Source organism: Streptomyces sp. NPDC030838 (assembly GCF_055572035.1).
In genome coordinates, this window is the sequence record NZ_JBVIED010000015.1 from 24196 (window position 1) to 49686 (window position 25491).

Here is a 25491-nt window from a genome sequence, read left to right on the forward strand (position 1 = left end):
TCGACCCTACCGGGTGGCACGCCCTGGGCGGCCCGTACGGGTGGACGCCGGGGAAATCGGTTGTCCACAGGCAACCCACGGCACCAGTTCTGGCCAGTAATCTCGGCGGACATGGAGCAGAGGCATCTCGGCCGCACCGGCCTTCGCGTGTCCCGTATCGGCCTTGGCACCCTGACGTGGGGCCGGGACACCGACGAGCATGACGCCGCGGACCTCTTGAAGACGTTCTGGGAAGCGGGCGGGACGCTCGTCGACACGGCGGATGTGTATGGGGACGGGGAGGCCGAGTATCTGCTCGGGCGCCTGATAGACGGGCTGGTGCCGCGGCGCGATCTGGTGATCTCCACCAAGGCCGGGAGCGTTCCGGATCCCGATCGGCGGTTCGACGGGTCACGCGGGCATCTGCTGGCCGCGCTGGACGCCTCCCTGGCGCGGCTGGGCACCGACTACGTCGACGTGTGGCACGTTCACGCCTTCGATCCCGACACGCCGCTGGAGGAGACGCTTCAGGCGCTGGATCTGGCGGTGAGCAGCGGGCGGGTGCGGTACGCGGGAGTGTCCAATTTCTGCGGGTGGCAGCTCGCGAAGGCGGCGACCTGGCAGCTGGCCGCGCCGGGCGCGCGGACCCGGCTGGCCAGTACGCAGATGGAGTACTCGCTGCTGCAGCGCGGGGTCGAGCGGGAGGTGCTGCCCGCGGCGATCGATCTGGGGATCGGGCTGCTGCCGTCCTCGCCGCTGGGGCGCGGCGTGCTGACGGGGAAGTACCGCAACGACGCCATGCCGCCGGACTCGCGCGGTGCGTCCGAGCATCTGGCGCCGTTCGTGGAGCCGTACCTGGACGACACGGCCGGCCGGATCGTGGACGCCGTGACGACCGCGGCGGACGGGCTCGCGGTGACGCCCTTGCAGGTGGCGCTCGCCTGGGTGCGCGACCGGCCCGGAGTGGCCGCGCCGATCGTCGGCGCGCGCAACGCGCAGCAGCTCACGGCGGCATTGTCAGTGGAGGCCCTTAGTCTTCCTGACGAGATCTGCCGGGCGCTCGACGATGTGTCGGCGCCCGTGCACCGCTATCCCGATCACGACTGGAGCACGCTGTGAGCACGGAGCCGGAGACCACCGAGGACGCCGCGCAGGAGACGCCGGGCGCCGCGGCGGAGGGCGGCATCCCCGAGGTGGAGGAGACGGAGGGGGCGCGGGGGTCCGGGGCAGCGGAGGCCGACGAAGCCGACGACACGCAGTCGACCGAGGCCGGCGGGACCGGGGCTGACGACGCACAGTCGGCCGAGGGCGATGGGACCGGCGCTGACGACGCAAAGTCGGCCGAGGGCGATGGGACCGGGGCCGACGACGCGGAGCAAGCCGGGACCGACGGGACCGAGGGGGCGCAGCCGGCCGAGGGTGAAGCGTCGCAGCTGTCCGAGGCCGAGGCGGAGCTGGCCGCTCAGCGGTTGGAGCGGGAGCGGATCGAGCGGCGCAAGGCGGAGAAGAAGGGGCGCATCGAGAGCGGCGCCAAGCTGAGCGGGAAGGCGGCCGATCTGCTCGCCGCCGTGCGGGCCGTGGAGAGCGGGGAGAAGCCCGTGGCCGCGGTCTTCGCCGAGCCCGAGGCGCCGGTGCGGCGGCCGGCGCCGGAGCCGGTGCGGCGGACCCAGCCGGTGACCCCGGCGGTCGTGGCCGCGCCCGCGGCGGAGACGGTCGAGGGGGTCCGGCGGGTGCTGGCCGAGGGCGGTGCTCCCGAGGCACTGGCGCCGCAGGTCGCCGCCGTGCTGGGGGACGGCGCGCAGGAGCGGCTGCGGGCGGATCCGTGGCTGCTGCTGAAGGTCGCCGGGGTGCGGCCGGAGCAGGCCGACGGGTTCGCGCGGGCGCTGCTGGGCGCGCAGTGCGGCCCCGACGACGAGCGGCGGCTGCGGGCGGTCACCGTCTGGCTGCTGGAGCAGGCGGCGCTGGCCGGGCACACCGCGCTGGAGATGCCGGCGCTGACCGCGGCCCTGGCCCAGCGGGGCGTCCCCGATCCGGACGCGGCGGTGCAGAGCGCCCTCGCGGAGGGTGAGGTGCTGGCGTTCCAGGACGGGCTGGAGGAGTCCGCGGCCGAGTCGGCGTCCGAGTCCGGGGAGGGCGAGGAGGCGGCGGGCGAGCCCGTGCGGGTGCTGGTCGGTCTGGAGCGGTACGCGCTGGCCGAGGAGAGCCTGGCCGACGGACTCGCCCGGCTGATCAACTCGGTGCCGAAGGAGGACGGTTCGGGCGCGGAGTGGGAGCGGGCCGCCGCCGCGGCACAGGGCTCCGCCGCCGAGCTGATCCGGGCGGTCGCCGGGCACGGCCTGGTGCTGCACACGGGCGGCGAGGCGTCCCGTGCCGAGGCCGCGGAGCTGCTGGGCGCGGCGCGGGAGCTGGGACTGCGGGCCTGGGCGGCCGTGCACAGCCCCCTGGGACGGGGGCGGTTCGCGGAACAGGCCAGGGTCGCCACCGTGGCGGGGCTGCTGTCCGGTGCCGAGGGACCGGGCCGGGACGCCGACGGGGCGCTGGACCTGGATCTGCTGGTGGTGCTGGACGCGCCCCAGCTGGATGTGGAGACGGGTGCGTCGCTCGTCGAGTCGCTGCCGGACGGGGCCCGGCTGGTGCTGTCCGGGGACCCGGCGGTGCTGTGGTCGGCCGGGCCGGGACGGGTGTTCGCCGATCTGCTGGCGGCGCGCCGGGTGCCGCAGATCGCCTCCCGGCGCCCGGATCCCGGTCCGCTGGGCGAGCTGGTGTCCGGGATCGGCATCGGCGAGCTGCACCAGGTCGAGGCCCCCGGCAAGGAGATCGTGATCGTGCCGGTGCGGGACGCGGGCGAGGCCGTGCACCGGACGGTGCAGCTCGTCGCCGACTCGGTGCCGCGGGCGATCGGCGTGCCCGCCGAGGAGACGGTGGTCATCACGCCGGGCCACGGCGGCGCGGCCGGCACCCGCGCGCTGAACGCCGCGTTGAAGGAGCGGCTGAACCCCGGCCCCGGGCGCTTCGGCGGCTTCGACCCCGGCGACCGGGTCGCCTACTCCCCCGCACCCGGCCGTACGCTGCCGGGGCGTGTGGTCGGGGCCGACGCCGACGGGCTGCGTCTGTCGTGCGCCGGCGAGGCCGTCGTCGTCCCGCGGGAGCGGGTGGAGCAGTGCGTGCGGCACGGCTGGGCGCTGACCGCGCACCAGGCGGTGGGCGGCCGGTGGCCCGCGGTGGTCGTGGTGCTGCCGGGCGACGCCGCCCAGACCCTGACCCGGCCCTGGGTCTACACCGCCTTCGGCCGGGCCGAACGCCATCTCTCCGTGGTCCACGGCGTGGAGCAGGCCCTCCCGAGAGCCGTCGCGGAGGGCCTGGCCAGGCCGCGCACCACCCGCCTGCCCGACCTGCTGCGCCCCGAGACGCCCGCGGCGGAGTAGCCCGGCGGACACGGCACGGCGGCCACAGGGGGCTTCCCCGTGGCCGCCGTGCCGCCGTCGGCGGGATGCGTGGCGTGGACCACGTCAGCGGTGCGACGCGTCAGCGGTGGGACTCGTCAGCGGTCGGCGTCCAACGGCTCCAGATCCTCCTCGTCCTCGTCCTCGTCGAGATCCAGGTCGTCGTCCTCCTCCAGATCGTCGGAGTCGGCGTCGTCGGGCTCGTCGGGGTCCTCCGGGTCATCGTCCACATCGTCGTCCACGTCGTGGTCGAGGTCCTCGTCGAAGACCGCGCTGACGTCGAAGCGGCACACCACCCGCTGCGGGTCGACGGTCTCGAACGGTGCCGACAGCCACTCGCCGGGCTCCGGCAGCTCGTCCGCGGCGGTCACCCACAGCGTGGAGTCGCCCTCCTCGAGGCCGAACTCCTTGTGCCGGGAGGCGATCTCGTCCGGTTCGAACTCGCCGAACAGGATGCCGAGCGCCCCGTTGACGGACTCCGCGGCGTCCGCGTCCGCGCCCTCGTCCACCGCCTCGATCCGCTGGGCCTGCGCCAGCAGCCGCTGTGGTTCCGCCACCGCGTAGTCGCGGCGGATCAGCACACTGAGCGCGTTCGGTTCCTCGGGCCCCGTGTACGGCGGCAGCGAGTCCTCCGCGCCGGGGATCTCGAAGGGTGTGACCTCGTCGTAGCGGTCGTAGAGCAGTTCGTCGTACGCCTCTGCGGCCGCGGCCAGCTGGTTGAACGCCTCGTAGACGGCCGGGTCGTCCTCCCCCGACCGGCGTTCGACCGCGGCGAGATGGCGGTCGAGCGCGGTCTTGACCGCCTCGGCGGCGGCGCGTACCTCGGCAGCGGTGGGCTGCGCAGCATCAGACATACTGCAGACGCTATCCGTACCGGGCCCCAGCACGCACAATAGATGCGATGCCGGAATACGAATTTGTCGACGTGTACGTACCGCGCGGGGTCTCCCGCAAGGACGCCACACGTCTGCTGACGGACCATGCCGAGTACGGACACTGGGAGTTGCACCGCCTGAGCCTGCTGCGCGACGGCAGCCGCAAGGTGCGGCTGCGCCGGCGGATCATCCGCCAGGTGCGCGCCACGTGGTGAGGTGAGAGGCGAAACGGAGCGGGCCCCGCCGATCGGCGGGGCCCGCTCCGTTTCCGGTGTGTGCGTTACGCGGACGCGCGGGCCCTGCGGTAGAGGACGGCGCCCGCCAGCAGCGCTCCCGCGCCGAGGGACGCCGCGGCCCCCACCAGGCCGCTGCCGGTGTCCGCGAGCTGGGCGTCGGCCTGAGGCTGGGTGACGGACCGGGCGCCGGGCCGGTTGCCGGAGCCGTTCTCGCCCGGCGTCGCGTCACCGACGGCGGGCGGGGTGCTCGGGGTGCCGGGGGTCACCGGGTTGCCCGGGGTGCCGGGCTGTTCCGGGGTGCCCGGCGGGGTGGTGCCCGGGGGCGTCGTCTCCGGCGGGTGCGCGGGGAGCTCCCCGCCCGGCGGGTTCGTGCCGGGTGGCGTCGTACCGCCGTCGTCTCCCGGCGGGGTGGTGTGACCGCCGTCGGAGCCGCTGCCGTCGTTGGCGCAGTCGTTGCCCCACGTCGCGTTGCCGACGCCGATGATGTCGACGCTGTTGCCGCAGACGTTGACCGGCGCGTGGATCGGCGCCTGGACGTGGTTGCCGGAGCCGACGCCCGGGGAGTCGGACGTGTGTCCGTCCGCGTGCGCGCCGCCGTGGCTGCTGTGACCGCTGTGGCTGTGGTTGCCGCAGGAGTTGTCGGCCGCCGGGTTGAGCACCCCGACGACGTCGACGCTGTTGCCGCAGGCGTTGACCGGCGCGTACACCGGCGCCTGGACGTGGTTGCCGGAGGCGACGCCCGGCGAGTCGGACGCGTGTCCGCTCGCGTGCGCGCCACCGCCACCGGAGCCGCTCGAGTCTCCGTAACCCCCCGAGTCACCGTGACCGTGACTGTGGTTGCCGCAGGAGTTGCCGGCCGCCGGGTTGAGCAACCCGACGACGTTGACGGTGTTACCGCAGACGTTGACCGGTGCGTGGACCGGCGCCTGCACGCTGTTGCCGGACAGCACGCCGGGCGAGTTGGAGGCGGCGCCGCTCGCGCCCGAGTGCGCCTGCGCCTGCCCGCCCGCGGCGGCGATCACCCCCGTCGCGGCCGCCACGGTCATCAGGCCCTTGCGGGTGGCCTGTCGCATGTGATGAATCCCCCTTCGACTTCGTGACAGAACCGGGCAGAGCGCTCGGCCCCGGAGCGCATGGCGTGCGCTCCGGGGCCGAAGGGCTCAGACCCTCATGAGGCGAGGCCCGACGTCACTTGTTGACGCAGTAGTTGCCGAAGGCGGGGTTCAGCAGCCCGATCACCGAGACCGTGTTGCCGCAGACGTTCACCGGGACGTGCACGGGCACCTGAACAACGTTGCCGGACGCGACACCCGGGGAGTGCACGGCGGCACCCTGGGCACCGGCGTCGGCGACGGCCATGCCCGCGCCGGCCAGAACGAGCCCACCGGTGGCGGCCGCAGCAGCGACGACCTTCTTGATCATTTATTCCTCCTAGTTGGCAATGCGAATCCAAGCCTCGGATCGCATCATCAGAAACGAGGAGGGACTAATAGAGCTACGACCCTATGAGCGCATTCACTCTTCCCAGCTCCGTTCCGTACACGCGGACGAAAAGTGAAGTCTCGTTTCAGCGGGACGAATCAGGACGCGTCGAGGAACCGGTCGAGCACCCGGACCCCGAACTTCAGCCCGTCGACCGGCACCCGCTCGTCGACACCGTGGAACATCCCGGCGAAGTCCAGCTCCGGCGGCAGCTGGAGCGGGGCGAAGCCGAAGCAGCGGATGCCGAGGTCGTCGAAGGACTTGGCGTCGGTGCCACCGGAGAGCATGTACGGCACGGCGCGCGCGATCGGGTCCTCGGCGCTCAGGGCGCTCTGCATGGCGTCCACGAGCCGCCCGTCGAAGTCGGTCTCCAGGGCCTTGTCGGCGTGCACGTCCTCCCGCTTCACCCGCGGGCCGAGGATCCGGTCGAGGTCGGCGAGGAACTCCTCCTCGTAGCCGGGCAGGAAGCGGCCGTCGACGTGCGCGGTGGCCTGGCCGGGGATGACGTTGACCTTGTAGCCGGCGCCGAGCATGGTGGGCGCCGCCGAGTTGCGCAGGGTGGTGCCGATCATCTTGGCGATACCGCCGAGCTTGGCGAGGGTCTCGTCCATGTTCTCGGGGTCGAGTTCGGTGCCGAGCGCGTCGGACAGCTCGTCCAGGAAGGACCGTACGGTCTTGGTGACCCGGACCGGCCACGTGTGCCGGCCGAGCCGGGCGACCGCCTCGCACAGCTCGGTGATGGCGTTGTCGTTGTTGGTCATCGAGCCATGGCCGGCCGTGCCCTCGACGGTCAGCCGCATCCAGTGCATGCCCTTCTCGGCGGTCTCGACGAGATAGAGCCGCAGCTTCTCGTTGACGGTGAAGGAGAAGCCGCCGACCTCGCCGATCGCCTCGGTGACGCCCTCGAAGAGGTCGGGGTGCCGGTCGACCAGGTACCGGGCGCCATAGGTGCCGCCCGCCTCCTCGTCGGCGAGGAAGGCGACCACCACGTCGCGCGGGGGCTTGCGGCCGCTGCGCAGCCGGTCGCGGACGACCGCGAGGGTCATCGCGTCCATGTCCTTCATGTCGACGGCCCCGCGCCCCCAGACACAGCCGTCGGCGACCTCGCCGGAGAAGGGGTGGTGGGTCCAGTCGTCCGCGTTGGCCGGTACGACGTCCAGGTGGCCGTGGAGGAGCAGGGCGGGCCGGGACGGGTCCTCCCCCTCGATCCGGGCCACGGTGGACGCGCGGCCCGCGTGGGATTCGAAGATCTGCGGCTCCAGACCCACCTCGGCCAGCTTCTCGGCGACGTACTCGGCCGCCTTGCGCTCGCCGGGGCCGGAGTGGTCGCCGTAGTTGCTGGTGTCGATGCGGATCAGCTCGCGGCAGAGGTCGACGACCTCGTCCTCGCCGGTGACGCCCTGGCCGGTGCCCGTCTGGCTCACGCTGGTTCCTCCCGCTGTCGCCGCTGATGGTTCCCCCACATCCTCCTCCTCGGTTCCGCGGGGCCCAAGTGCGGGCCCGGTCCGTCACACGCCGTTCACGTGAGACCGGGCCGAGACCCGGGGGTGATCAGCCACCCCCGAAAGCCTGGTAATGTTTACGTCGTCGCCGCGGGGGAAACCGCCCCGCACGACAGACACCTTGTCCGGGTGGCGGAATGGCAGACGCGCTAGCTTGAGGTGCTAGTGCCCTTTATCGGGCGTGGGGGTTCAAGTCCCCCCTCGGACACCAACCGGATCCCCCGGCTGCTACGGCGGCCGGGGGATCCGTCGTGTACGGGTGGCCCGGGAGCCCGGGACCCGTAATGGCCCCCTTCCGGCAACCGCTTTCCGCCCGCCCCTCCGCCACACACGGCCGAAACGCCCGCCTCCGCGCCGCGCCGCGGGAGGTTCCGCAAGTTTTCCGAGCGACCGCCGCATGCCGGGAAAGTCCTGCTCCCCCAGCTCCCCGCCGAACGGGCCGCGCTCTGCGCAACCCTCCGGTTTTACAACGCGCTTGACTGAATCTTACTGAGCTTGTTGACTAATTCCGGCGCAGTCAGGCGCCGTGTGAACGGCAGGCCGGACGGGCTACGGGGGCTGTCCGGTTCGTGACTTGACTGTGCTCGACAATCCAGGTGACAAGAGGTGACGCTCTGTGACGACCCAGGCAAGCCTGATGACGGAGCACCGGCCGGAGAGGGTCTCGAGAGTCACGCCGGGGCACCCACAGCCGCTGGGCGCCACCGTCGACGCGGACGGCGTGAACTTCTCGATCTTCTCGGAGCACGCGACCCGCGTCGATCTGCTGCTGTTCGACCGCTGCGACGCGCCCTTCCCCTCCCGGGTGATCCGGCTGCACCCGGAACAGCACCGCAGCTTCCACTTCTGGCACTGCCATGTGGAAGGCCTCGGCCCGGGCCAGGTGTACGCGTACCGGATCGACGGCCCGCGCAACACCCCGCACTCCGGGGCCCGGTTCAACCACCGCAAGGTGCTGCTCGACCCGTACGCCCGGGCCAACATCAACACCCGCTGGGACCGCACCCGGGCGCTCGGCGCGGCGGACAACGTCGAGCACTCCATGCGCAGTCTGGTCGTCGACCTGGACGACTACGACTGGGAGGGCGACAAGCCGCTGCGCATCCCGATGGCGGACACGGTCATCTACGAGATGCATGTGAAGGGGCTGACCGCCTCCCCCACCTCACGGACCACCCATCCCGGCACCTTCTCGGCCGTGGTGGAGAAGATCCCCGAGCTGAAGCGGCTCGGCATCACCGCCGTGGAGCTGCTGCCGGTCTTCGACTTCGACGACACCCACGTGCTGCGCACCGGACCGGCAGGAACCCCGCTGCGCAACTACTGGGGCTACGACCCGTACGGCTTCTTCGCCCCGCACACCGGCTACTGCTCGGCACCCCATCTGGCCGCGCACATCACCGAGTTCCGCGACATGGTCAAGGCGCTGCACCGGGCCGGCATCGAGGTCATCCTCGACGTGGTCTTCAACCACACCAGCGAGGGCAACGAGTTCGGGCCGACGATCAGCTTCCGGGGCGCCGCGAACGAGGCCTATTACCACCTGTGGCCGCAGGACCGCAGCCGGTACATGGACTTCACGGGGTGCGGCAACGCGGTCAACGCCAACCACCCGATGGTCACCAAGTTCATCCTGGAGTGCCTGGAGTACTGGGTCACCGAGCACCATGTGGACGGGTTCCGGTTCGATCTGGCCTCGGAGATGTCCCGGGGGCCGATGGGCTACGAGATGGCGGTGCCGCCGTCGCTGTGGGCGATCGAGCTGTCCCAGGTGCTCGCCGAGACGAAGATCATCGCGGAGCCCTGGGACGGCGGCGGCCTCTACCAGGTCGGCCGGTTCCCGGGGAAGCGCTGGGCGCAGTGGAACGGGCCCTTCCGGGACGACGTACGGCGCTTCGTGCGCGGGGACGCCGGGCTGGTCGGGGAGATCGCCTCCCGGCTGGGCGGCTCGGCGGACCTGTTCTATCCGCAGCAGGTGCTGCCCACCAACAGCATCAACTTCGTGACCTGTCACGACGGGTTCACCCTCAACGACCTGGTCTCGTACAACCACAAGCACAACCACGCCAACGGCGAGGCGAACGCGGACGGGGCACACGAGAACTTCAGCTGGAACTGCGGGGTCGAGGGGCCGACGGACTCGGCCGAGATCGAGCGGCTGCGGGTGCGGCAGATCAAGAACTTCCTGTCGGTCCTGATGCTCAGCCGGGGCGTGCCGATGCTGCTCGCCGGGGACGAGTTCCGCAACACCCAGCACGGCAACAACAACGCCTACTGCCAGGACAACGAGACCTCCTGGCTGGACTGGGACCAGGCCGAGAAGGAGACGGAGATACGTTCCTTCACGGAACGGGTGATCGGCCTGCGCAAACGGTTCCGCACCTTCCGCGAGCCGCGCTTCTTCACCGCCCGCCCGAACGAGCGGGGCCTGCCCGACGTCACCTGGCACGGCACCCGGCTGGACTGCCCCGGCTGGGACCACGCCGACGCCCGGGTCCTCGCCGCGACCTTCGGCGGCTTCCAGGGCGACCCGGATCTGCATCTGATCCTGAACATGTATCACCTGGGCCTGGACTTCGAGCTGCCGGCCGTCGACGGCCACCGCTGGTACCGGGTCCTGGACACGGCCTGCCCCGGACCGCACGACCTGCTCGGCCCCGGCGACGAGGAGGCCGTCGACGGCCATGTCTTCCACGCCCACGGCCGCAGCGTCGTGCTGCTCGTGGCCTTACCCGACGAGAAGGGCACGTCAGATGAGCACTGACGCCGACCGCCGTACCTACTCCGACACGCTCGCCGGCTACGTCACCTACTTCAGCCCCACCCAGCACCGGTTCGGGCTGCGCACCTCCGACGGCCGCGAGTACACCGTGCACCTGGCCCGCAACGTGGTCTCCCGGATCGTCCGCAATCTCGGCGACCCCTACCGCGACACCACGGGACAGACCCGGGACATGCTGGGCTCCGGGCGGTTCCTGTTCGCGTACGGGATCTTCTACGAGTGGCCGGGCGGCTCCCGGTTCGAGGCGAAGGAGATCACCTTTCCCGAGGAGAGCCGGGGCCAGTACGTCTTCGAGCACCCGAGGTGGTGGGTGCAGCAGGCCGCCGCGATCGCCGACTTCTATCTGCGCGGGCAGTTCCCGGACGGCAAGTACGACTGGCGCAACTACCGCACCCACCTCACCCTCGACGGCGCCCATCTGCCGGAGCACGCCGGGGACAACGTGCGCCAGGAGACCGACACCATCTCCCGGCTGGTCTACGGGCTGTCCACGGCGTATCTGCTGACCGGCGAGGACCGGTTCCTGGACGCCGCCGAGAGCGGCACCGAGTACCTCCGGCAGTACATGCGCGTGGACGACAAGCAGGACGGGATCGTCTACTGGTACCACGGGATGGACATCACCCCGACCGGGCGGCGCAAGGTCTTCGCCTCGGAGTTCGGCGACGACTTCGACGCCATCCCGATGTACGAGCAGATCTACGCGCTGGCCGGTCCCACCCAGACGTACCGCGTCACCGGGGATCCGCGGATCCTGGAGGACATCGACCGCACGGTCGCCCTGTTCCAGCGGTACTTCCGCGATGAGGAGCGCGGGGGCTTCTTCTCGCACATCGACCCGATCAACCTCAGCCCGTGCGACGACGCGCTCGGCCGCAACCGTTCGCGCAAGAACTGGAACTCCATCGGCGACCACGCCCCGGCGTATCTGATCAACGCCTATCTGGCCACCGGCCGCGAGGACTTCGCCGAGCTGCTGGAGGAGACCGCGGACACCATCGTGGCCCGGTTCCCGGACGAGCCGGACAGCCCCTTCGTCCAGGAGCGCTTCCACGAGGACTGGAGCCCGGACCGCACCTGGGGCTGGCAGCAGGACCGGGCGGTGGTCGGGCACAACCTGAAGATCGCCTGGAACCTGACCCGGATCCGGGCCCTGCACGACAAGCCCGAGTACGCCGAGGCGGCCCGCCGGATCGGGGAGATCATGCCGCCGGTCGGCAGCGACCAGCAGCGCGGCGGCTGGTACGACGTGGTGGAGCGGCGGCCCGACCCGGACAGCGGCATCCACCGCATGGTCTGGCACGACCGCAAGGCCTGGTGGCAGCAGGAGCAGGCGATCCTCGCCTATCTGATCCTGGCCGGCACCTCCGGCGACCCGGATTCGCTGCGGCTGGCGCGGGAGGCGGCGGCGTTCTACAACGCCTTCTTCCTCGACCACCAGGACGGCGGGGTCTACTTCAACGTGCTGGCCGACGGCATCCCGTATCTGGTGGGCACCGAGCGGCTGAAGGGCTCGCACGCCATGGCCGGCTACCACGCGCTGGAGCTGTGCTACCTGGCCGCCGCCTACACCGGGCTGCTGATCAGCCATGAACCGCTCACCCTGCACTTCCGGCCGCGGCCCGGCGATCTGCCGAACCGCGAGCTGCGGGTGGCGCCCGATCTGCTGCCGCCCGGCTCGGTGGAGCTGACCCGGGTGTGGGTCGAGGACCGCCCGCACCACCACTTCGACGCCAAGGAGCTGACGGTGCGGCTCCCGGAGAGCGACGGACCGCTCCGGGTGCGTGTGGAGCTGGAGCCGGTGCGGATGCGGCTGCGGATCCGCGGCGAGTTCGACGGCGGCACCGCGCATGTGCGGTGCGGCGGCGCGGTCGACGGCACCGAGCTGGAGAAGTTCCGCCGGGTGCTCGGCGAGGTGATGGCCGCCGGTCCGCAGCGGGTGGAGTTCCACCTGGGCGAGGTCACCGAGATGTGCCGGCCCGCCGTCAACGAACTGCTCGTGCAGCGCACCAAGGCGGGCCTGGACGTCGACTTCGTCGTCGTCGGCTCCGTGTTGCCCGAGGTCCGCGAAGCCCTGCTGGCCACCGACGCCTTCGTGCTGGAAGGCGAGGAGGACTGAAGAGACGTGACCACCACCCTGCCTCCCCTGTACCGCACCGCCGGGGCGGACGACTCCGCGCTCCGGCCGATGCCGGCCGGGATGCCGGCCGAGCCGGTGGACTTCTCCGCCTACTGTCAGGACCTCTTCGGCACACTGGCCCGCTCCGACCAGCGGCGCTGGGGCGAGGTGTACGTCCGGGGACTGCTGGACGTACCGGGCCGCAAGACGCCGGCCCGGATCTCCGAGCAGGTCCTGGGGCGCCGGGCTGTCCAGCAGATCCAGCAGTTCGTCAACCAGAGCCCGTGGCCGTGCGGCCCGGTGCGGCGGAGGCTGGCCGGGCAGCTGGACCAGGCCTTCGCCACCGAGGCCTGGTGCGTCGACGAGGTCGTCTTCGCCAAGAACGGCGACCGCTCGGTCGGGGTGGCCCGGCAGTACGCGCCGTCGCTGGAGCGCACCGTCAACTGCCAGCTGGCGCTGGCCACCTCGCTGGTGGGCCGGCACGGCGGGGTGCCGGTGAGCTGGCGGCTGCTGCTGCCGCAGCGCTGGGACCGGGACGAGGACTTACGCCGGCAGGCGCATGTGCCGGAGGGCGAGCGCAGCCGGCCGCGCTGGCGGTACATCCTCGAAGCGGTCGACGAGATGCTGGAGGAGTGGTGCCTCGAGCCGCTTCCGGTGCTGGTCGACTGGCGCGGCGAGGGCGATGTGGCGCCGCTGCTGCGCGGTCTCGAGGCGCGCGGCCTGGTCTACCTGGTCGAGGTCTCGCCCACGGTCGCGGTGACCCTGCCGCGGCCGTGCGCCGGGTCCCCGCAGGGCAGCGGCACCCTGGTGGAGCTGGCCGTGCACGCGGCGCAGCACCGGGGGCGGACGCCGATCGCCTGGCAGGACCGGGCGACGGCGCGGATGCGGCAGTCTCAGGTGCTGTCCATGCCGGCGCTGCTGCAGACGGAGGCGCAGCCGGCCGGTGCGGCCGGACGGCCGGCCGAGTCCCGCCCGGCGCGCCGGCCCCGGCATCTGGTCACCGACTGGCCGTACGGCCGGCCGACCCCGCGCACCTACTGGCTGACCAATCTGCCGGCCCGCAATCTGGCGGACGTGCTGCCGCTCGCCCAGCTGCGGGCGCTGTCCGGGCGGAGTCTGAGCCGGATGCAGGAGGACTTCGGGCTGGCCGACTTCGAGGGCCGGTCGTTCCGCGGCTGGCACCATCACGTCACCCTCGCCTCGGTGGCGCTGGGCTTCGACGCGCTGTGCGGGCCGTCCCGGTCCCGGCCGGCGCCCTACCGTTCCCAGCCGACGGCGGTGAAGTCGATGTCGCCGAGGCCGGGGACGCCGTAGTTGGCGAGGCCCTCGCGGACGGCGAGCACCTGCGGGCGCTGGTAGAGCAGGACGTCGTGGGCGAGTTCCCAGATCAGGGCGTCGGCCTGGTGGTAGAGCCGGGTGCGGCGCCCTTCGTCCAGGGTGTGGCCGGCCTCGCGCAGCAGGGCGTCGAGGCGGGGGCTGGAAATCCTGCCGTAGTTCGCATAGATCTGTTCGCCGTCGGTCTGCCGGTAGACGGGGTGCAGGGAGCTGGGAAATGTCAGGCCGACGAAACGGAAGATCGCCAGGTCGAAATTCCCGCGGTTGAGATATGTCGGAAGGTAGTCGTCCGCAGGGACTTTCCGGATCTCCACCTGGAATCCCACCTGTTCGAGCATCTGCTGGATCAGCTGGGAGAGATCGAGGCCGAGACGGTTGGTTGACTGGCTGAGGAGAAAGCGGAGTTTCAGCGGCCGCCCGTTCTTGGTGCGGGTTCCGCCGTCGCCGTCCCGGTGCCAGCCGCGCCGCTCCAGGATGCGCTCGGCCTCGGCCGGGTCGTGGGTGCCGTACCGCCCCGACTGGTCGGCGTAGCCGGGCTGGTTGGTCATGAAGAAGTGGTTGCCGAGCAGGGGCACGCCGACCGGCAGACCCTGGCCGGCCACGTCAGCGAGGGCACGGCGGTCGATGGCCCGCAGTACGGCCCGGCGTACCTCGGGGTCCTCCAAGGGGCCGGCGGCGCCGTTGAGGGCGACCTGGACGTGGTCCCAGGCGGAGCCGGTGCGGATGTCGGTGTCACGGGCGCCTTCGAGCCGGTCGTACACATCGGCGGCCGCGGCGTTGACCGCGTCGATCTCCTTGTTGAGGAAGGCCTGGACGGCGGTGGTGGGGTCGAGGGTGCGGAAGACGACGCGGTCCAGGAGGGGGCGGGTCCCCCACCAGTCGGGGTCCGGGACCAGTGTCAACGTGCGTCCGGTGGCGTCGCGTTCGCCGATCCGGAAGGGGCCGGCGGTGATGGGCGCGTGCTCCCGCCAGTCCTCGTTGAACCGCTCGGGTGTGTCGAAGGCGGCGGCCGGATAGAGCGGGGTGAACAGCCGCCGCCAGTCGGCGAACGGCTCCTTGAAGGTCACCCGCACCTCGTGCGCGTCGGCTCCTCGGCGCACCGAGGCGATGTCCTCGTAGCCGGTGGGGTCGGCGATCCGGTAGCGGGTGTCGCCCCGGCCGAGGGCCCGCCACTGGGCGTCGAAGTCGCGCCAGCCGAGGGATCTTCCGTCGGACCAGCGGGCCTTGGGGTTGAGCCGGTAGGTGACGGTCTGGGGGGAGGTGGAGGTGACGGTGGCGGAGCGGAGGTAGTCGGGCACGGGACGGGGCACGCCCTTGGCGTCCCGGGCGAACAGCCGTGGCTCGAGCAGGCCGGTGATGGTCCAGATCTCGTCGAGCGCGCCGTCCATGTGGTGGTGGTTGAACTGCGTCGGCCACTGGTGCATCGGCAGGGTGAGGGTGCCGCCCTGCCGCAGCTCGTGGCGGGGCAGGGGGTTGACGTCGGTGCGGCCGTAGGCCGGGACGGCGGGCCGCGAGGGCCGGCCGTCGGCGGTGCCGGGTCCGGAGGGGCTGCATCCGCTCAGCAGACCGCACAGCGTGGTCCACGCCAGTAATGCCGCCAGCAGTCCGCTGCGGCCCGGGAACCCTGTCATCGCGCTGCCCTCTCCTCGGCGTGAAGTCATCCTGGCCGAACTCCGGCGCCGCCACGCGGAAATACGAACACGTCTTCAGGGAGCGGGCCGAGAGCCTAGCATTGGCCCATGTCACGCTGGTGAAGCGCACGGGGGGGAACGTTGGGGAACGCCCCCGTTGCCGGGGGGACGGATGCCCGATGCTCGTAACGTCGGCAATACGGCTGACACGCTGTCTGATATTGCTTCTCGCTTCAACTTTTCTCTCCTATCTGATTTCCTCCGCCGCTCTCGATCCGCGCGCCTACTTCGAGGAGCGGACTCCGCGTCCGCCCGCCGCGGTCGTCGACCGGCGGCTCGAGGAGCTGGGGCTGAGCGACCGGGTCCCGGTCACCGAGCGGTTCGTCCACTGGTCGTGGCGGGCCCTGCACGGGGATCTCGGCCGCACGCTCGACGGGACGTCGGTGAGCGCCGAGTTCGGCCGGCGGGTCGGGGTCACCGCGCGCCTGCTGCTGGCGGGCACCGTCGTGGGGACGGTGCTCGGGGTGCTGGCCGGGGTGTGGGCGGCGGTGCGGCGGGGGCGGCTGCCGGACCGGGCGCTGACCGTCTTCTCGTTCGCGGTGCTGGCGGTGCCGCCCTTCGTGCTCGGGCTGCTGCTGCAGGCCGGGGCGCTCGCCGTCAACGACGCGGCGGGCCGTCCGGTGATCCGCTACACCGGCGAACGGACCCCCGGCCTCGACGGCGGCCCGCTGACCCAACTCCGCGATGCTCTGGTCCACTTGGCGCTGCCCACGGTCTCCGTCGCCTTGGGGGCGATCGCGCTGTACAGCCGGTATCAGCGGGCGGCGACCCTTGACGTCCTCGCCTCGGAGCATCTGCGCACCGCGCAGGCCAAGGGGCTCACCCCCGGGCGGGCGCTGCTGCGGCACGGGCTGCGGATCTCCCTGATCCCGCTGACGGCGGTCTTCTCGTTCGGGTTCCTGGCCCTGTTCACGGGGGCGGTGTTCACGGAGCGGATCTTCGGCTGGCACGGTCTGGGCAGCTGGTTCGTCGACGCGGTGCACCAGGGCGATGTGCACGCGGTCGTCGCCGTCGAGGTGTTCGCCGCCGCGCTGGTGCTGCTGGCCGGGCTGTTCGCCGATGCGCTGCACCGGGCGCTCGATCCGCGGGTGCGGCGGGCGTGAGCTCCGCGCGGGGCACGGCGGTACGGCGACGGCTGGTGCGCTCCCCGGGGGCGGTGGCCGGTACGGCGCTGCTGCTGGCGCTGTGCGCGTTCGCCTTCGCCGGACCGCACCTGACCGGGTGGGGATACGCCGACGTCGACTACGGGGCGCTGCACAGCCCGCCCTCCGCCCGGCACTGGCTCGGCACCAACCGGATCGGCCAGGACGTCTTCGCCCAGGCGGCGCGGGGCCTGCAGAAGTCGCTGCTCGTCGGGACGCTGGCGGCGGCCGTGTCGACCGTGCTCGCGGCGGCCGTCGGGGTGTGCGCCGGGTATGTCGGGGGCTGGACCGACCGGGCGCTGATGTTCCTCGTCGATCTGATGCTGGTGGTGCCGGCGTTCCTCGTGCTGATGGCCGTCGCGCCCCGGCTGCGCGGGGCCGGCTGGCTCGCGTACGCCGGGCTGATCGCGGCCTTCGGCTGGATGGTCACCGCGCGGGCCGTGCGCGCCCAGACCAGGTCGCTGAAGGAGCGTCAGTTCGTGGCGGTGGCCCGGTACACGGGGGTCGGCCCGATCACGGTGATCCGGCGGCACATCCTGCCGCACCTGGCGTCCTTCCTGATCACGGACGCGACGGTGACGGTGGCCGCGGCGGTGATCGGCGAGACCGGGCTGTCGTACTTCGGCTTCGGAGTGCAGCCGCCGGACGTGTCGCTCGGGACGCTGATCGCCGACGCCTCCGACGTGCCGACCACCTATCCGTGGATGTTCTGCGTCCCGGCCGGGCTGCTGGTGCTGCTGGTGCTGGCGTGCCATCTGATCGGGGACGCGCTGCGCACGGCGCTCGACCCGGCCGGAGCGGAGTCGGCGACGGCCGCGCCCGTGCGGAGCACACCGTGACCGCGGGCCCGGACGAGGTGCTCCTGGCGGCCCGGGGACTGCGGATCGAGCGGCCCGCGGGCCGCCGCCGCCCCGCGCTGCCGCTGGTGCGCGGGGTCGACCTGGAGCTGCGCCGGGGTGAAGTGCTGGCGCTGGTGGGCGAGTCGGGTGCGGGCAAGAGCCTCACCGCGCTGGCCCTGCTCGGGCTGTGCCCGCCGGAGCTGAGGGTGTCGGGCTCGGTCCGGCTGCTGGGCCGGGAGTCGACCGGTCTGCCGGCGCGGGAGCTGGCGCGGCTGCGGGGCCGGCGTATCGCGATGGTCTTCCAGGACGCGCTGACCGCGCTCTCCCCGGTGCAGCGGATCGGCGACCAGATCGGCGAGGCACTGCGCATCCATCAGCGCCCGCGTCCCGGCCGGGCGGCCGCGCGGCGGGTGGCGGCCGGGCTTCTGGACGCCGTGGGCGTGGCCGAGCCGGGCCGGGTCGCCGACTCCTATCCGCACCAGCTGTCGGGCGGGACGCGGCAGCGGGCGATGATCGCCATGGCGATGGCCAACCGCCCGGACGTCATCGTGGCCGACGAACCCACCAGCGCCCTGGACGTGACGGTGCAGGACCAGGTGCTGCGGGCCCTGGTGACCGCGCGGCGCGCGACGGGTGCGGCGCTGCTGCTGGTCAGCCACGATCTGGGGGTGGTGGCCGGGGCGGCGGACCGGGTCGCGGTGATGTACGGCGGGCGGATCGTCGAGAGCGCTCCGGCCGCGGCGCTCTTCGCCCGGCCCCGGATGCCGTACACCAAGGGGCTGATCGGCTCGGTACCGCGGATCGACACGGACGTCCCGCCCACGCCGATGCCGGGTGTCGCGCCGGCGGCGGGCGAGGCCGGGCCGGGGTGCGCTTTCGCGCCGCGCTGTCCGCTCGCGGTGCCGGAGTGCGAGGTGGCCCAGCCGGAACTCCTCGGGGAAGGCGGGCATCTGGCCGCCTGTCATCGCGGCGGGGAGGCCGAACGGCGCACCGCCGTCGAGCTGTTCCCGCCGTCCAGGCACCGGCCGGCGCCCCCGGTGCGGGGCGCCGGGCCGGACCCCGTGCTCAGGATCACCGGGCTCGCCAGGTCGTTTCCCGCGCCCGGTGCCGGCGGGTGGCGGCGGGGCCGGGCGCGGTCGGGTGAGGTGCGCGCCGTGGAGCGGGTGGACCTGGAGGTCGGCCGCGGCGAGACGCTCGCCCTGGTGGGCGAGTCCGGGAGCGGGAAGTCGACCACGCTCCTGGAGGTGATCTCCCTGACGGCGCCGCAGCGCGGTAGGATCGAGGTCCTCGGTCAGGACGTCTCGGCGCTCTCCCGGGCCGCGGAGCGGCGGTTGCGGGCCGCGGTGCAGTTCGTGCCGCAGGACCCGATGTCGAGCCTCGATCCGCGGATGCCGGTCGGTGACATCGTCGCCGAGCCGCTGCTGGCGCACCGGTGGCCGGCCGACCAAGTCGCCGACCGGGTGGCGCGGGTGCTGCGTCTGGTGGGCCTCGACCCGCGGGACGCCGCCGCGTATCCGCATCGTTTCTCGGGCGGACAGCGGCAGCGCGTCGCCATCGCCCGCGCGCTGGCGGTCGAGCCGGAGCTGCTGCTGCTGGACGAGCCGGTCTCCGCGCTGGACGTGTCGGTACGGGCCGGGATCCTCGATCTGCTGCGCAGGCTGAGGGAGGACCCGGGCCCGGCGTGTCTGTTCGTCTCCCACGATCTGGCGGCGGTGCGGCACATCGCCGACCGGGTCGCGGTCCTGCACGCCGGTCGCGTCGTCGAGACCGGCGAGGTCCGTGCGGTGTTCGGGCGGCCCGGGCATCCGTACACCCAGGCGCTGCTGGCGGCCGTTCCGGTCCCGGATCCGGCGGTGGCGCGGGCGGGATCCTCCGCCTCGCGGGGCGACCCGCCTGCGGTCGGCGAGAGCGCGGCGGGGTGCTGGTTCCGGCCATGTTGTCCGCGGTTCACAGGGCTGGAGCCCGGGCAGCGGATCCGCTGCGAGCGGGAGGCTCCGCCGGTGGCGGATATATCCGCCGGAGGCGGCCGATCGGTCGCCTGTCATTTTCCCGCGGGGCCACAAGGGTGAGCGGGGCGCATTCCGCCGGGTGACCGGCAGGCCGGTTCCCCGCCTGTCGCTAACGGCAGCAGGGGCCCCCGCCTATTGCGGCTTCCTTTGCGGGTTGGACCCTGCTGTACTCAGGCTGACCTGCCGTGATGTAGGCCAGACCGCAGAGCAGACCGGTGACGAAGAGAGTCGCCACGAGAGTCACCAACGCTTTTGAATTCACTCCTTTTCTCCATTCTTTGACGATCCTTAATGGCGAGTGGATTACTTATATGGTCATGGGACTCGACAGGTCAAGTCAAGTTTATTCGAGTAAAAGATGCGGCATAGGAATCGGAATTTCCATTTCCTGCGGCCGGGCATATGACAGCCATGCGAGCAGCTACTTTCGCCCATCGATGATGCAAAGATGCACCAACCCATTGGCGTGCCCCAGTCATGCTGGTATCGTGATCTATGACATCTCAAGTCATGCGCGCACACTGGGAAGCCACATGGATCATGTCGAAGGCGCATCTCCCGTGCAGGTGGGCAGGCGCATCCGAAACCTTCGGGTCAAGCTCGGCCTGAAACAACAGGACCTCGCTTCCACCGATATCTCCGCGAGCTACATCTCGCTCATCGAATCAGGCAAAAGGGCCCCCTCGGACGCGGTCCTGGCCGCTCTCGCCAAGAAACTGGGATGTTCCCCGGAGCATCTGCGCACCGGGCATGACGACCATGCCCTGGAAGACGCCAGACTGAAGCTCTCCTTCGCGGAAATGGCCCTGCGCAACGGGGACAATGGGGCGGCGCTCCAGTCCTTCGGCGAACTCCTCGCGAAGCCCGACCTGCTCGACCGGCCGATGCTGCTGCGCGCCCGCATCGGCCAGGCCAGCGCCCTGGAGAAGCTGGACCGGATCGAGGCCGCGATCCCGGTGCTGGAGGACCTTCTCAAGGAGCCCACGCTGGCCGCCGGCTCCGACGAGTGGTGCCGTGTCTCGGTCGCCCTCAGCCGCTGCTACCGGACCATGGGCGACATCGCCCTCAGCATCGACATCGGCGAGAAGGCCATGGCCACGCTCGACTCGCTCGGCCTCGACGTCACCGTGGACCACATCCAGGTGGGCTCGACGCTCATCGGCTCGTACTTCATGCGCGGTGACCTGACCCGGGCGCATCTGCTGGCCCAGCGGCTGATCCCGGTGGCGGAGGAGCACGGCGGCCGTACCGGACGCGGCGCCGTGTACTGGAACGCCGGCCTCGTCGCGCTCTCCCGGCGGCAGTTCCCCGAGGCGCTCGCGCTCACCGAGCGTGCCCTCGCGCTGATGGCCGACGACGACAATCTGCGGCACGTGGCGATCCTCAAGGTGAACGTCGCCTGGCTGGAGCTGCAGTCCGACCGGCCGGACCCGGAACGCGCCCTGGAGCTGCTGGAGGACGCCGCGCAGACCCTCGCGGAGGCCGGCACGGCGGTCGAACAGGCCCGGTGCGAGATCGTCATGGTCGACGCGAGCACCCAGCTCGGCCGGTGGGACGCGGCCGCCGCGCACGCCGAGCGTGCCATCGGGCTCCTCAGCTCCGGCCCGCGGGTGGAGGCCGTCGCGGCGCGGATCAGGCTCGCCGAGATCCATCTGCTGCGCGGCGAGACGGAGCAGGGCCTGCAGACGCTGCACGCGGCCACCCGCCAGCTGCGGCACTTCACGCCGTCGTACGAGACCGCGCAGGAATGGCGCCACCTCGGCGACGTGTGGAAGCGGCAGGACCGCCCGAAGGAGGCCCTGGAGGCCTACGACCAGGCGCTGCTGGCCTCCGGTATGCCGATGACCTACGACCCCGCGCTGACCCTGACCCAGCAGCCCCTGGGCTGACCCGGCCCGGCGCGCGGGAACACCGTGCTCGCCGGGCCGCACTCCCCCGTCGGCCCTCATCAGCGAACCCGGCCCGCGAGCCGGTGCACGGCGGCCAGCGGCACCGGCAGCCAGTGCGGCCGGTGTCTCGCCTCGTAGACGGCCTCGTACACCGCCCGGTCCGCCTCGAAGGCGGTGAGCTGCGCGGCCCGGCAGGCCGGGTCCTCGCCGCCGGCGGCGGTGTAACCGGCGCAGAAGGCACGGCGGTTGCGCAGCGCCCAGGCCCCGGCGCGGCGCAGCAGGCTGAGCCGGCGCCCGGGTCCGGTGTCCGTGTCGGCCGGGCCGTCGTCCGCGTCGAGCGAGAGCAGGGCCGCGCGGGCCGCGTAGTCGAAGGAGCGGAGCATGCCCGCCACATCGCGCAGCACCGGCTGGGGCAGGGCGCGTTCGGCGGCGGGCGTGGCCGGTTCGCCCTCGAAGTCGACGATGTGCCAGCCGCCGTCGGCGTACAGGGCCTGGCCGAGGTGCAGGTCCCCGTGGGTGCGCTGGGCGAGGACGGGGCAGCCGCGGGCGGCCAGCCGGCCGTACTCGTCGAACAGCGCGGCGAGCCGGGTGCGATGGCGGGCGAGCTGCGGCACCTCCGCGACGGCGGCGGCGAGCCGGCGTTTCATCCGGGCCGCGTCCGCGGCGATCTCCTCGGCGCTCATCCGCGTCCGCGGGAAGGCCTGCGCGAGCGCCGCGTGCAGCTCGGCGACGGCCTGTCCGAGCGCCTGCGCACCGGCGGTGAAGCCACCGGCCTGGCCGGCGGCCCGCGAGCCGGTGGGCGAGGCGCCGGTCGGGGTGGTGCCATACGAGCCGGAGGTCACGCCGCCGGCCGGACCGGTCCCCGGGGAACCGGAAGTGAAGCCACCCACCGGACCGGTTCCCAAGGAGCCGGAGGCCAGGCCACCGACCGAACCGGTGCCGTACGAACCGGAGATGAAGCCGTCGTCCGGACCAGTGCCCCACGAGCCCGAGGTCAAGGCGTCGGCCGGACCGGTGTCCGGGGAGCCGGTGAGGTGGGCTCGGGCGTGGGCGACCGCGCGCTGCCAGCCGTCCTCGGCGGCGGGCAGGAACTCCTCGACCAGGCCGAGGGTGAGCCCGTCCAGGTGCAGGGAGCCGTACAGCCGGGGGGTGCGCGGGCAGGCCTGGTCGGTGAGCGCGCGCAACACCTCGACCTCGGGGTTCGGGCCGGGTTCGGGGCGGCGGTAGAGCTTCAGCAGCAGCCGGTCGCCGTACACCACCGCGCTGTTGCTCTGGTCGGCGGCGAGCGGGCGCGGGATCAGGCCCACCGGCAGCGGATGCCGGCCGGCGGGGTCCAGGTGCAGAGCCCCCGCCCGGCGGGCCGCGAGCGCCCGCAGCAGGGCGCCCATCAGGACGGGGTCGGCGACGGCGTCGTACAGCCGGTGTCCGGCCCACGGGCCGTACGGGACCGTGCCGATGGCGGCGGGCTCCAGGCGCCGGGGCAGCTCGCGGCGGACGCCGAGCAGCAGGTGGTAGGCGGTGCCGGAGTCGGTCTCGACGACGGCGACGAGGAGGTCGGGCCGGCCCTCGCCGCCGATCACCGTGGCCTCGACCGGGCGCAGGGTGCTCGAAGAGGCCCCCTGGTACCAGCGACGGGTCGCCAGCCAGGGGGTCAGGACCGGGAGCAGCGGGCGGAGAAGTGCCTCCGCGTGCGGGCGGGCGGTCTCCCCCACCCGCACGGCCTCCCCCTGCCGCACGGTCTCCCCCTGCCGCACGGTGGCGCCTGCCGGGCGGCGGCCCGTGCCGCCGACCGCGGCTCCGTGGTGCGTGGCGGCGCTCATCGTGGTGCCGCCACGGCGGATGAACCGTTTCCTCGGTGGGCCGTGCCGCCGTGCGGCCGGGTCGCGAGGAGGTCGATGATCGTACGGGCGAACAGATGGCAGTGGTCGCCGGTGCGAGCGGTGACCAGGTCGTCGTCGACGACCACGTCCTGGTCGACGTAGACCCCGCCCATGTTGCGCAGATCGCCGAGCAGGTTGTTGTGCACCACCGCGCGCCGGTCGCGGACCATGCCCGCGACCGGGGCGGCCAGCCACATGCCGTGGCAGATGATGCCCTTGACGATGGCCGGGTCGGCGAACGCCCGGCGCAGGAAGAGGGCCGCGGGCGGCAGCCGCCGCGGGTCCTCGGTGTAGCGGAGCCGGTCGGCGACCATGCCGGACGGCACGATGACCGCGCTGAACTCCTTCAGCGCGAACTCGTCGACGTCCTCGAAGGATTCGGTGACCGTGAAGGGCATCCGGTGCTCGTGGCCCGTGAAGGTCTGCCGGGCCTCGCCCCACAGCCGGGACAGGAAGTGGATCTCCGCACCCTCTTCGGGAAAGCGGTGCCGGTAGTACAGGATCTCTGGTTCGTAGAAGTCGCTCTCCATCAGTACGGCGATCTTGTGCCCCGTCAGTCGCACGGTTACCGTCCCTTCCCCCGTCCGGTCACCAGGTCGATCAGGAACGGGCCCGGGTGGGACAGCATCTCGGCGACCGCCGAGGCCGCCCGGCCCGGTTTCTCCACGCGCAGCGCGGGCACGCCGAGCGACGCCGACAGGGCGACGAAGTCGATGGCGGGCCGGGAGAGATCGAAGATCTCCGGGTGCGCGTGCGCGGGGATGTCCTGTTCCCGCCAGTACTGCTCGATGTTGTCCTCCAGGAGCTTGTAGCTCCCGTTGTTGCAGATCACGAACTTGGCGCCGATGCCGTGGCGAGCCGCCGTCCACAGGGCCTGGACCGTGTACATGCTGCCGCCGTCGCCGGTGAGGCCGACCACCGTGCGCTCCGGGTGGGCCAGCTTGGCGCCCAGCGCGCCGGGGATGCCGACGCCGAGGGAGCCGCCGCGGGTCTGGTGCCAGTGGCCGGGCCGGGTCGGCGGCAGCGGCCGGAACAGGTCCGGGGAGGCGGTCAGCGCCTCGTCGAACAGCACCGCGTCGTCCGGCAGTTGCCGGGCCAGCTCCTCGGCGAAGGCGATGTGCGGCAGGTCCTGGCGGACCGCCGCCTCCTGGGCGCGCTCGGCGGCGACGGCCCGGCTCACCTCGCGTTCGGCGGCCGTCCGGCGCAGCCGCAGGGTCGCGGCCTCCCGTTCGGCCTCGCTCATCCGCTCGGCGAGCAGGTCGGCGAGCAGGCCGAGGGACCGTTTGGGGTCGGCCACCAGGCCGACGTCCACCGGGAAGTTCTTGGCGATGGCGTCGGTGTCCAGGTCGATGTGGACCACCGGGACGCCGTCGCCGAAGACGCCGTCGAGGGCCGGGAAGACCTCGGGCAGCGCATACGTGCCGCACAACAGCACGGCGTCGGCGGCGCCCGTGATCCGGCGGCTGTTCGCGCCGAACATGTGGCCGAGCTGGCCGGCGTACGCGGGATGTTCGACGGACAGGTTGACCTCGGCCCAGTCCGCCCCCCACACGTCGGCGCCCCAGATCTCGGCCAGCCGGGCCAGTTCCGGCTGGGCCCCCGAGAAGTGGACGCCGTCCCCGGCGATCACGATGGGTCGCCGGGCGCCGGCCAGCAGCCCCGCGGCCCGTTCCAGGGCCGCCGGGTCTGGTGCGGAGGCGGTGTCGGGGTACGACACCGGCACCGCCTCCTCGCGGGTGGGCCGGTCCAGCACGTCGGCGGGCAGCACCACGAGCACCGGCCCGTACGGCGGGGTGCCGGCCACCTTGAAGGCGCGGCGCAGCACCCGCAGGGTGGAGTCGGGGTCGACCACGCGGGTGGCCCACTTGGTCACCGGCTTCGCCATGCCGACGAGGTCGGCGTACATCTGCGCCTCCATCGCCTCGTAGCGCAGTCCGGCCTCGCCGACCACCACGACCAGCGGGGCGTGGCCGCGCATGGCCTGGTAGAGCATGCCGATGCCATTGCCGAGCCCCACCCCGGAGTGCAGCTGGACGACGGCCGGGCGGCGGGTGGCCCGCGCGTACCCGTCCGCCATGCCGACGGCCACGGACTCCTGAAGGGTCAGCACGTACTCGATGCCGGGGAAATGGCGCAGTTCGTCGAGGAATCCCTGCTCCACCGTGCCGGGGTTGCCGAACATATGGGTGACGCCGTCGGCCGCCAACTGCTCCAGGAACGCTGCCCGGGCCGGCCTGCTGTCCATGTCCTCACGCCTCTCAGTCGTCCGTCGGGGTGCGCGGCGGGCC

General features: G+C 72.4%; 18 protein-coding genes and 1 tRNA gene. 11 read left to right on the forward strand and 8 right to left on the reverse strand.

What is annotated here, in order from left to right:
* The first annotated feature begins 111 nt into the window (after positions 1 to 111).
* Both ACZ42A_RS31125 and ACZ42A_RS31130 read left to right on the forward strand, forming a co-directional pair.
* Positions 112 to 1098 (forward strand): aldo/keto reductase, encoded by a 987-nt coding sequence (locus tag ACZ42A_RS31125; protein ID WP_468530629.1) that lies wholly within the window; start codon positions 112 to 114, stop codon positions 1096 to 1098.
* Positions 1095 to 3404, forward strand: coding sequence for a helix-hairpin-helix domain-containing protein (locus ACZ42A_RS31130; RefSeq protein WP_468530630.1), 2310 nt, complete (start codon positions 1095 to 1097; stop codon positions 3402 to 3404). The genes ACZ42A_RS31125 and ACZ42A_RS31130 overlap by 4 nt, the downstream gene beginning before the upstream one ends.
* Positions 3405 to 3520: 116 nt before the next feature.
* On the opposite strand, the gene ACZ42A_RS31135 is transcribed toward ACZ42A_RS31130, so the two are convergent.
* The gene (locus ACZ42A_RS31135) at positions 3521 to 4276 is read right to left on the reverse strand and encodes a hypothetical protein (protein ID WP_468530631.1); all 756 of its coding nucleotides are present in this window, start codon (positions 4274 to 4276) and stop codon (positions 3521 to 3523) included.
* A 47-nt stretch (positions 4277 to 4323) separates the two neighbouring features.
* On the opposite strand from ACZ42A_RS31135, the gene ACZ42A_RS31140 reads away from it, so the two are divergent.
* Positions 4324 to 4512, forward strand: a complete 189-nt coding sequence (locus ACZ42A_RS31140) for a DUF5703 family protein (protein ID WP_324940905.1) — start codon at positions 4324 to 4326, stop codon at positions 4510 to 4512.
* Positions 4513 to 4577: 65 nt separating this feature from the next.
* On the opposite strand, the gene ACZ42A_RS31145 is transcribed toward ACZ42A_RS31140, so the two are convergent.
* The 3 genes from ACZ42A_RS31145 to ACZ42A_RS31155 form a co-directional block, all read right to left on the reverse strand.
* Entirely contained in the window at positions 4578 to 5606 is a 1029-nt protein-coding gene (locus ACZ42A_RS31145) for a chaplin (RefSeq protein WP_468530632.1), read from the reverse strand.
* A 115-nt stretch (positions 5607 to 5721) separates the two neighbouring features.
* Positions 5722 to 5955 carry a chaplin ChpH gene (chpH, locus tag ACZ42A_RS31150; protein ID WP_468530633.1) on the reverse strand — a complete coding sequence of 78 codons (234 nt, stop codon included), beginning with the start codon at positions 5953 to 5955 and terminating at the stop codon, positions 5722 to 5724.
* Between the two features lie 158 nt (positions 5956 to 6113).
* Positions 6114 to 7439: a M20/M25/M40 family metallo-hydrolase gene (locus ACZ42A_RS31155; protein WP_468530634.1), complete on the reverse strand. Its 1326-nt coding sequence runs from the start codon at positions 7437 to 7439 to the stop codon at positions 6114 to 6116.
* Positions 7440 to 7640: 201 nt separating this feature from the next.
* On the opposite strand from ACZ42A_RS31155, the gene ACZ42A_RS31160 reads away from it, so the two are divergent.
* From ACZ42A_RS31160 to ACZ42A_RS31175, 4 genes are all read left to right on the forward strand, one after another.
* A tRNA-Leu gene (locus ACZ42A_RS31160) sits at positions 7641 to 7728 on the forward strand.
* 405 nt (positions 7729 to 8133) lie between these two features.
* Positions 8134 to 10281 (forward strand): glycogen debranching protein GlgX, encoded by a 2148-nt coding sequence (glgX, locus tag ACZ42A_RS31165; protein ID WP_468530635.1) that lies wholly within the window; start codon positions 8134 to 8136, stop codon positions 10279 to 10281.
* A complete protein-coding gene (locus ACZ42A_RS31170; protein WP_468530636.1) occupies positions 10271 to 12418 on the forward strand; it encodes an AGE family epimerase/isomerase in 2148 nt (715 codons plus the stop codon). Before glgX ends, ACZ42A_RS31170 begins: the two co-directional genes overlap by 11 nt.
* Before the next feature lie 69 nt (positions 12419 to 12487).
* A complete protein-coding gene (locus tag ACZ42A_RS31175) occupies positions 12488 to 13732 on the forward strand; it encodes an IS701 family transposase (protein WP_468530806.1) in 1245 nt (414 codons plus the stop codon).
* Here the strand turns inward: ACZ42A_RS31175 and ACZ42A_RS31180 are convergent.
* A complete protein-coding gene (locus ACZ42A_RS31180) occupies positions 13675 to 15384 on the reverse strand; it encodes an ABC transporter family substrate-binding protein (RefSeq protein ID WP_468530637.1) in 1710 nt (569 codons plus the stop codon). The two genes, ACZ42A_RS31175 and ACZ42A_RS31180, sit on opposite strands and share 58 nt — an antisense overlap.
* A 179-nt stretch (positions 15385 to 15563) precedes the next feature.
* On the opposite strand from ACZ42A_RS31180, the gene ACZ42A_RS31185 reads away from it, so the two are divergent.
* The 4 genes from ACZ42A_RS31185 to ACZ42A_RS31200 all read left to right on the forward strand — a co-directional run bounded on the left by ACZ42A_RS31185 (position 15564) and on the right by ACZ42A_RS31200 (position 21323).
* Entirely contained in the window at positions 15564 to 16547 is a 984-nt protein-coding gene (locus tag ACZ42A_RS31185; RefSeq protein WP_468530638.1) for an ABC transporter permease, read from the forward strand.
* Complete coding sequence (locus ACZ42A_RS31190) at positions 16544 to 17425, forward strand: ABC transporter permease (RefSeq protein ID WP_468530639.1); 882 nt, start codon at positions 16544 to 16546, stop codon at positions 17423 to 17425. Before ACZ42A_RS31185 ends, ACZ42A_RS31190 begins: the two co-directional genes overlap by 4 nt.
* On the forward strand, positions 17422 to 19494 hold the full coding sequence (locus tag ACZ42A_RS31195) for a dipeptide ABC transporter ATP-binding protein (protein ID WP_468530640.1): 2073 nt from the start codon (positions 17422 to 17424) through the stop codon (positions 19492 to 19494). The genes ACZ42A_RS31190 and ACZ42A_RS31195 overlap by 4 nt, the downstream gene beginning before the upstream one ends.
* A gap of 473 nt (positions 19495 to 19967) precedes the next feature.
* Positions 19968 to 21323: a helix-turn-helix domain-containing protein gene (locus ACZ42A_RS31200; protein WP_468530641.1), complete on the forward strand. Its 1356-nt coding sequence runs from the start codon at positions 19968 to 19970 to the stop codon at positions 21321 to 21323.
* Positions 21324 to 21382: 59 nt separating this feature from the next.
* On the opposite strand, the gene ACZ42A_RS31205 is transcribed toward ACZ42A_RS31200, so the two are convergent.
* Genes ACZ42A_RS31205 through ACZ42A_RS31215 form a run of 3 tightly spaced genes read right to left on the reverse strand, consistent with a single transcriptional unit; the run spans position 21383 to position 25448 of the window.
* On the reverse strand, positions 21383 to 23143 hold the full coding sequence (locus ACZ42A_RS31205; RefSeq protein ID WP_468530642.1) for a maltokinase N-terminal cap-like domain-containing protein: 1761 nt from the start codon (positions 23141 to 23143) through the stop codon (positions 21383 to 21385).
* Entirely contained in the window at positions 23140 to 23766 is a 627-nt protein-coding gene (locus ACZ42A_RS31210; protein WP_468530643.1) for a DJ-1/PfpI family protein, read from the reverse strand. The genes ACZ42A_RS31205 and ACZ42A_RS31210 overlap by 4 nt, the downstream gene beginning before the upstream one ends.
* A gap of 2 nt (positions 23767 to 23768) precedes the next feature.
* Complete coding sequence (locus ACZ42A_RS31215) at positions 23769 to 25448, reverse strand: thiamine pyrophosphate-binding protein (protein WP_468530644.1); 1680 nt, start codon at positions 25446 to 25448, stop codon at positions 23769 to 23771.
* Positions 25449 to 25491: the final 43 nt, after the last annotated feature.

Excerpts from the sequence above, each read along its gene's own strand:
- ACZ42A_RS31200 (WP_468530641.1), top strand. The coding sequence starts at position 19,968 with ATGGATCATGTCGAAGGCGCATCTCCCGTGCAGGTGGGCAGGCGCATC.
- chpH (WP_468530633.1), bottom strand. The coding sequence starts at position 5,955 with ATGATCAAGAAGGTCGTCGCTGCTGCGGCCGCCACCGGTGGGCTCGTT.
- ACZ42A_RS31175 (WP_468530806.1), top strand. The coding sequence starts at position 12,488 with ATGCCGGCCGGGATGCCGGCCGAGCCGGTGGACTTCTCCGCCTACTGT.
- ACZ42A_RS31185 (WP_468530638.1), top strand. The coding sequence starts at position 15,564 with ATGCTCGTAACGTCGGCAATACGGCTGACACGCTGTCTGATATTGCTT.
- ACZ42A_RS31140 (WP_324940905.1), top strand. The coding sequence starts at position 4,324 with ATGCCGGAATACGAATTTGTCGACGTGTACGTACCGCGCGGGGTCTCC.
- ACZ42A_RS31170 (WP_468530636.1), top strand. The coding sequence starts at position 10,271 with ATGAGCACTGACGCCGACCGCCGTACCTACTCCGACACGCTCGCCGGC.
- ACZ42A_RS31125 (WP_468530629.1), top strand. The coding sequence starts at position 112 with ATGGAGCAGAGGCATCTCGGCCGCACCGGCCTTCGCGTGTCCCGTATC.
- ACZ42A_RS31180 (WP_468530637.1), bottom strand. The coding sequence starts at position 15,384 with ATGACAGGGTTCCCGGGCCGCAGCGGACTGCTGGCGGCATTACTGGCG.
- ACZ42A_RS31205 (WP_468530642.1), bottom strand. The coding sequence starts at position 23,143 with ATGAGCGCCGCCACGCACCACGGAGCCGCGGTCGGCGGCACGGGCCGC.
- ACZ42A_RS31145 (WP_468530632.1), bottom strand. The coding sequence starts at position 5,606 with ATGCGACAGGCCACCCGCAAGGGCCTGATGACCGTGGCGGCCGCGACG.
- ACZ42A_RS31135 (WP_468530631.1), bottom strand. The coding sequence starts at position 4,276 with ATGTCTGATGCTGCGCAGCCCACCGCTGCCGAGGTACGCGCCGCCGCC.
- ACZ42A_RS31215 (WP_468530644.1), bottom strand. The coding sequence starts at position 25,448 with ATGGACAGCAGGCCGGCCCGGGCAGCGTTCCTGGAGCAGTTGGCGGCC.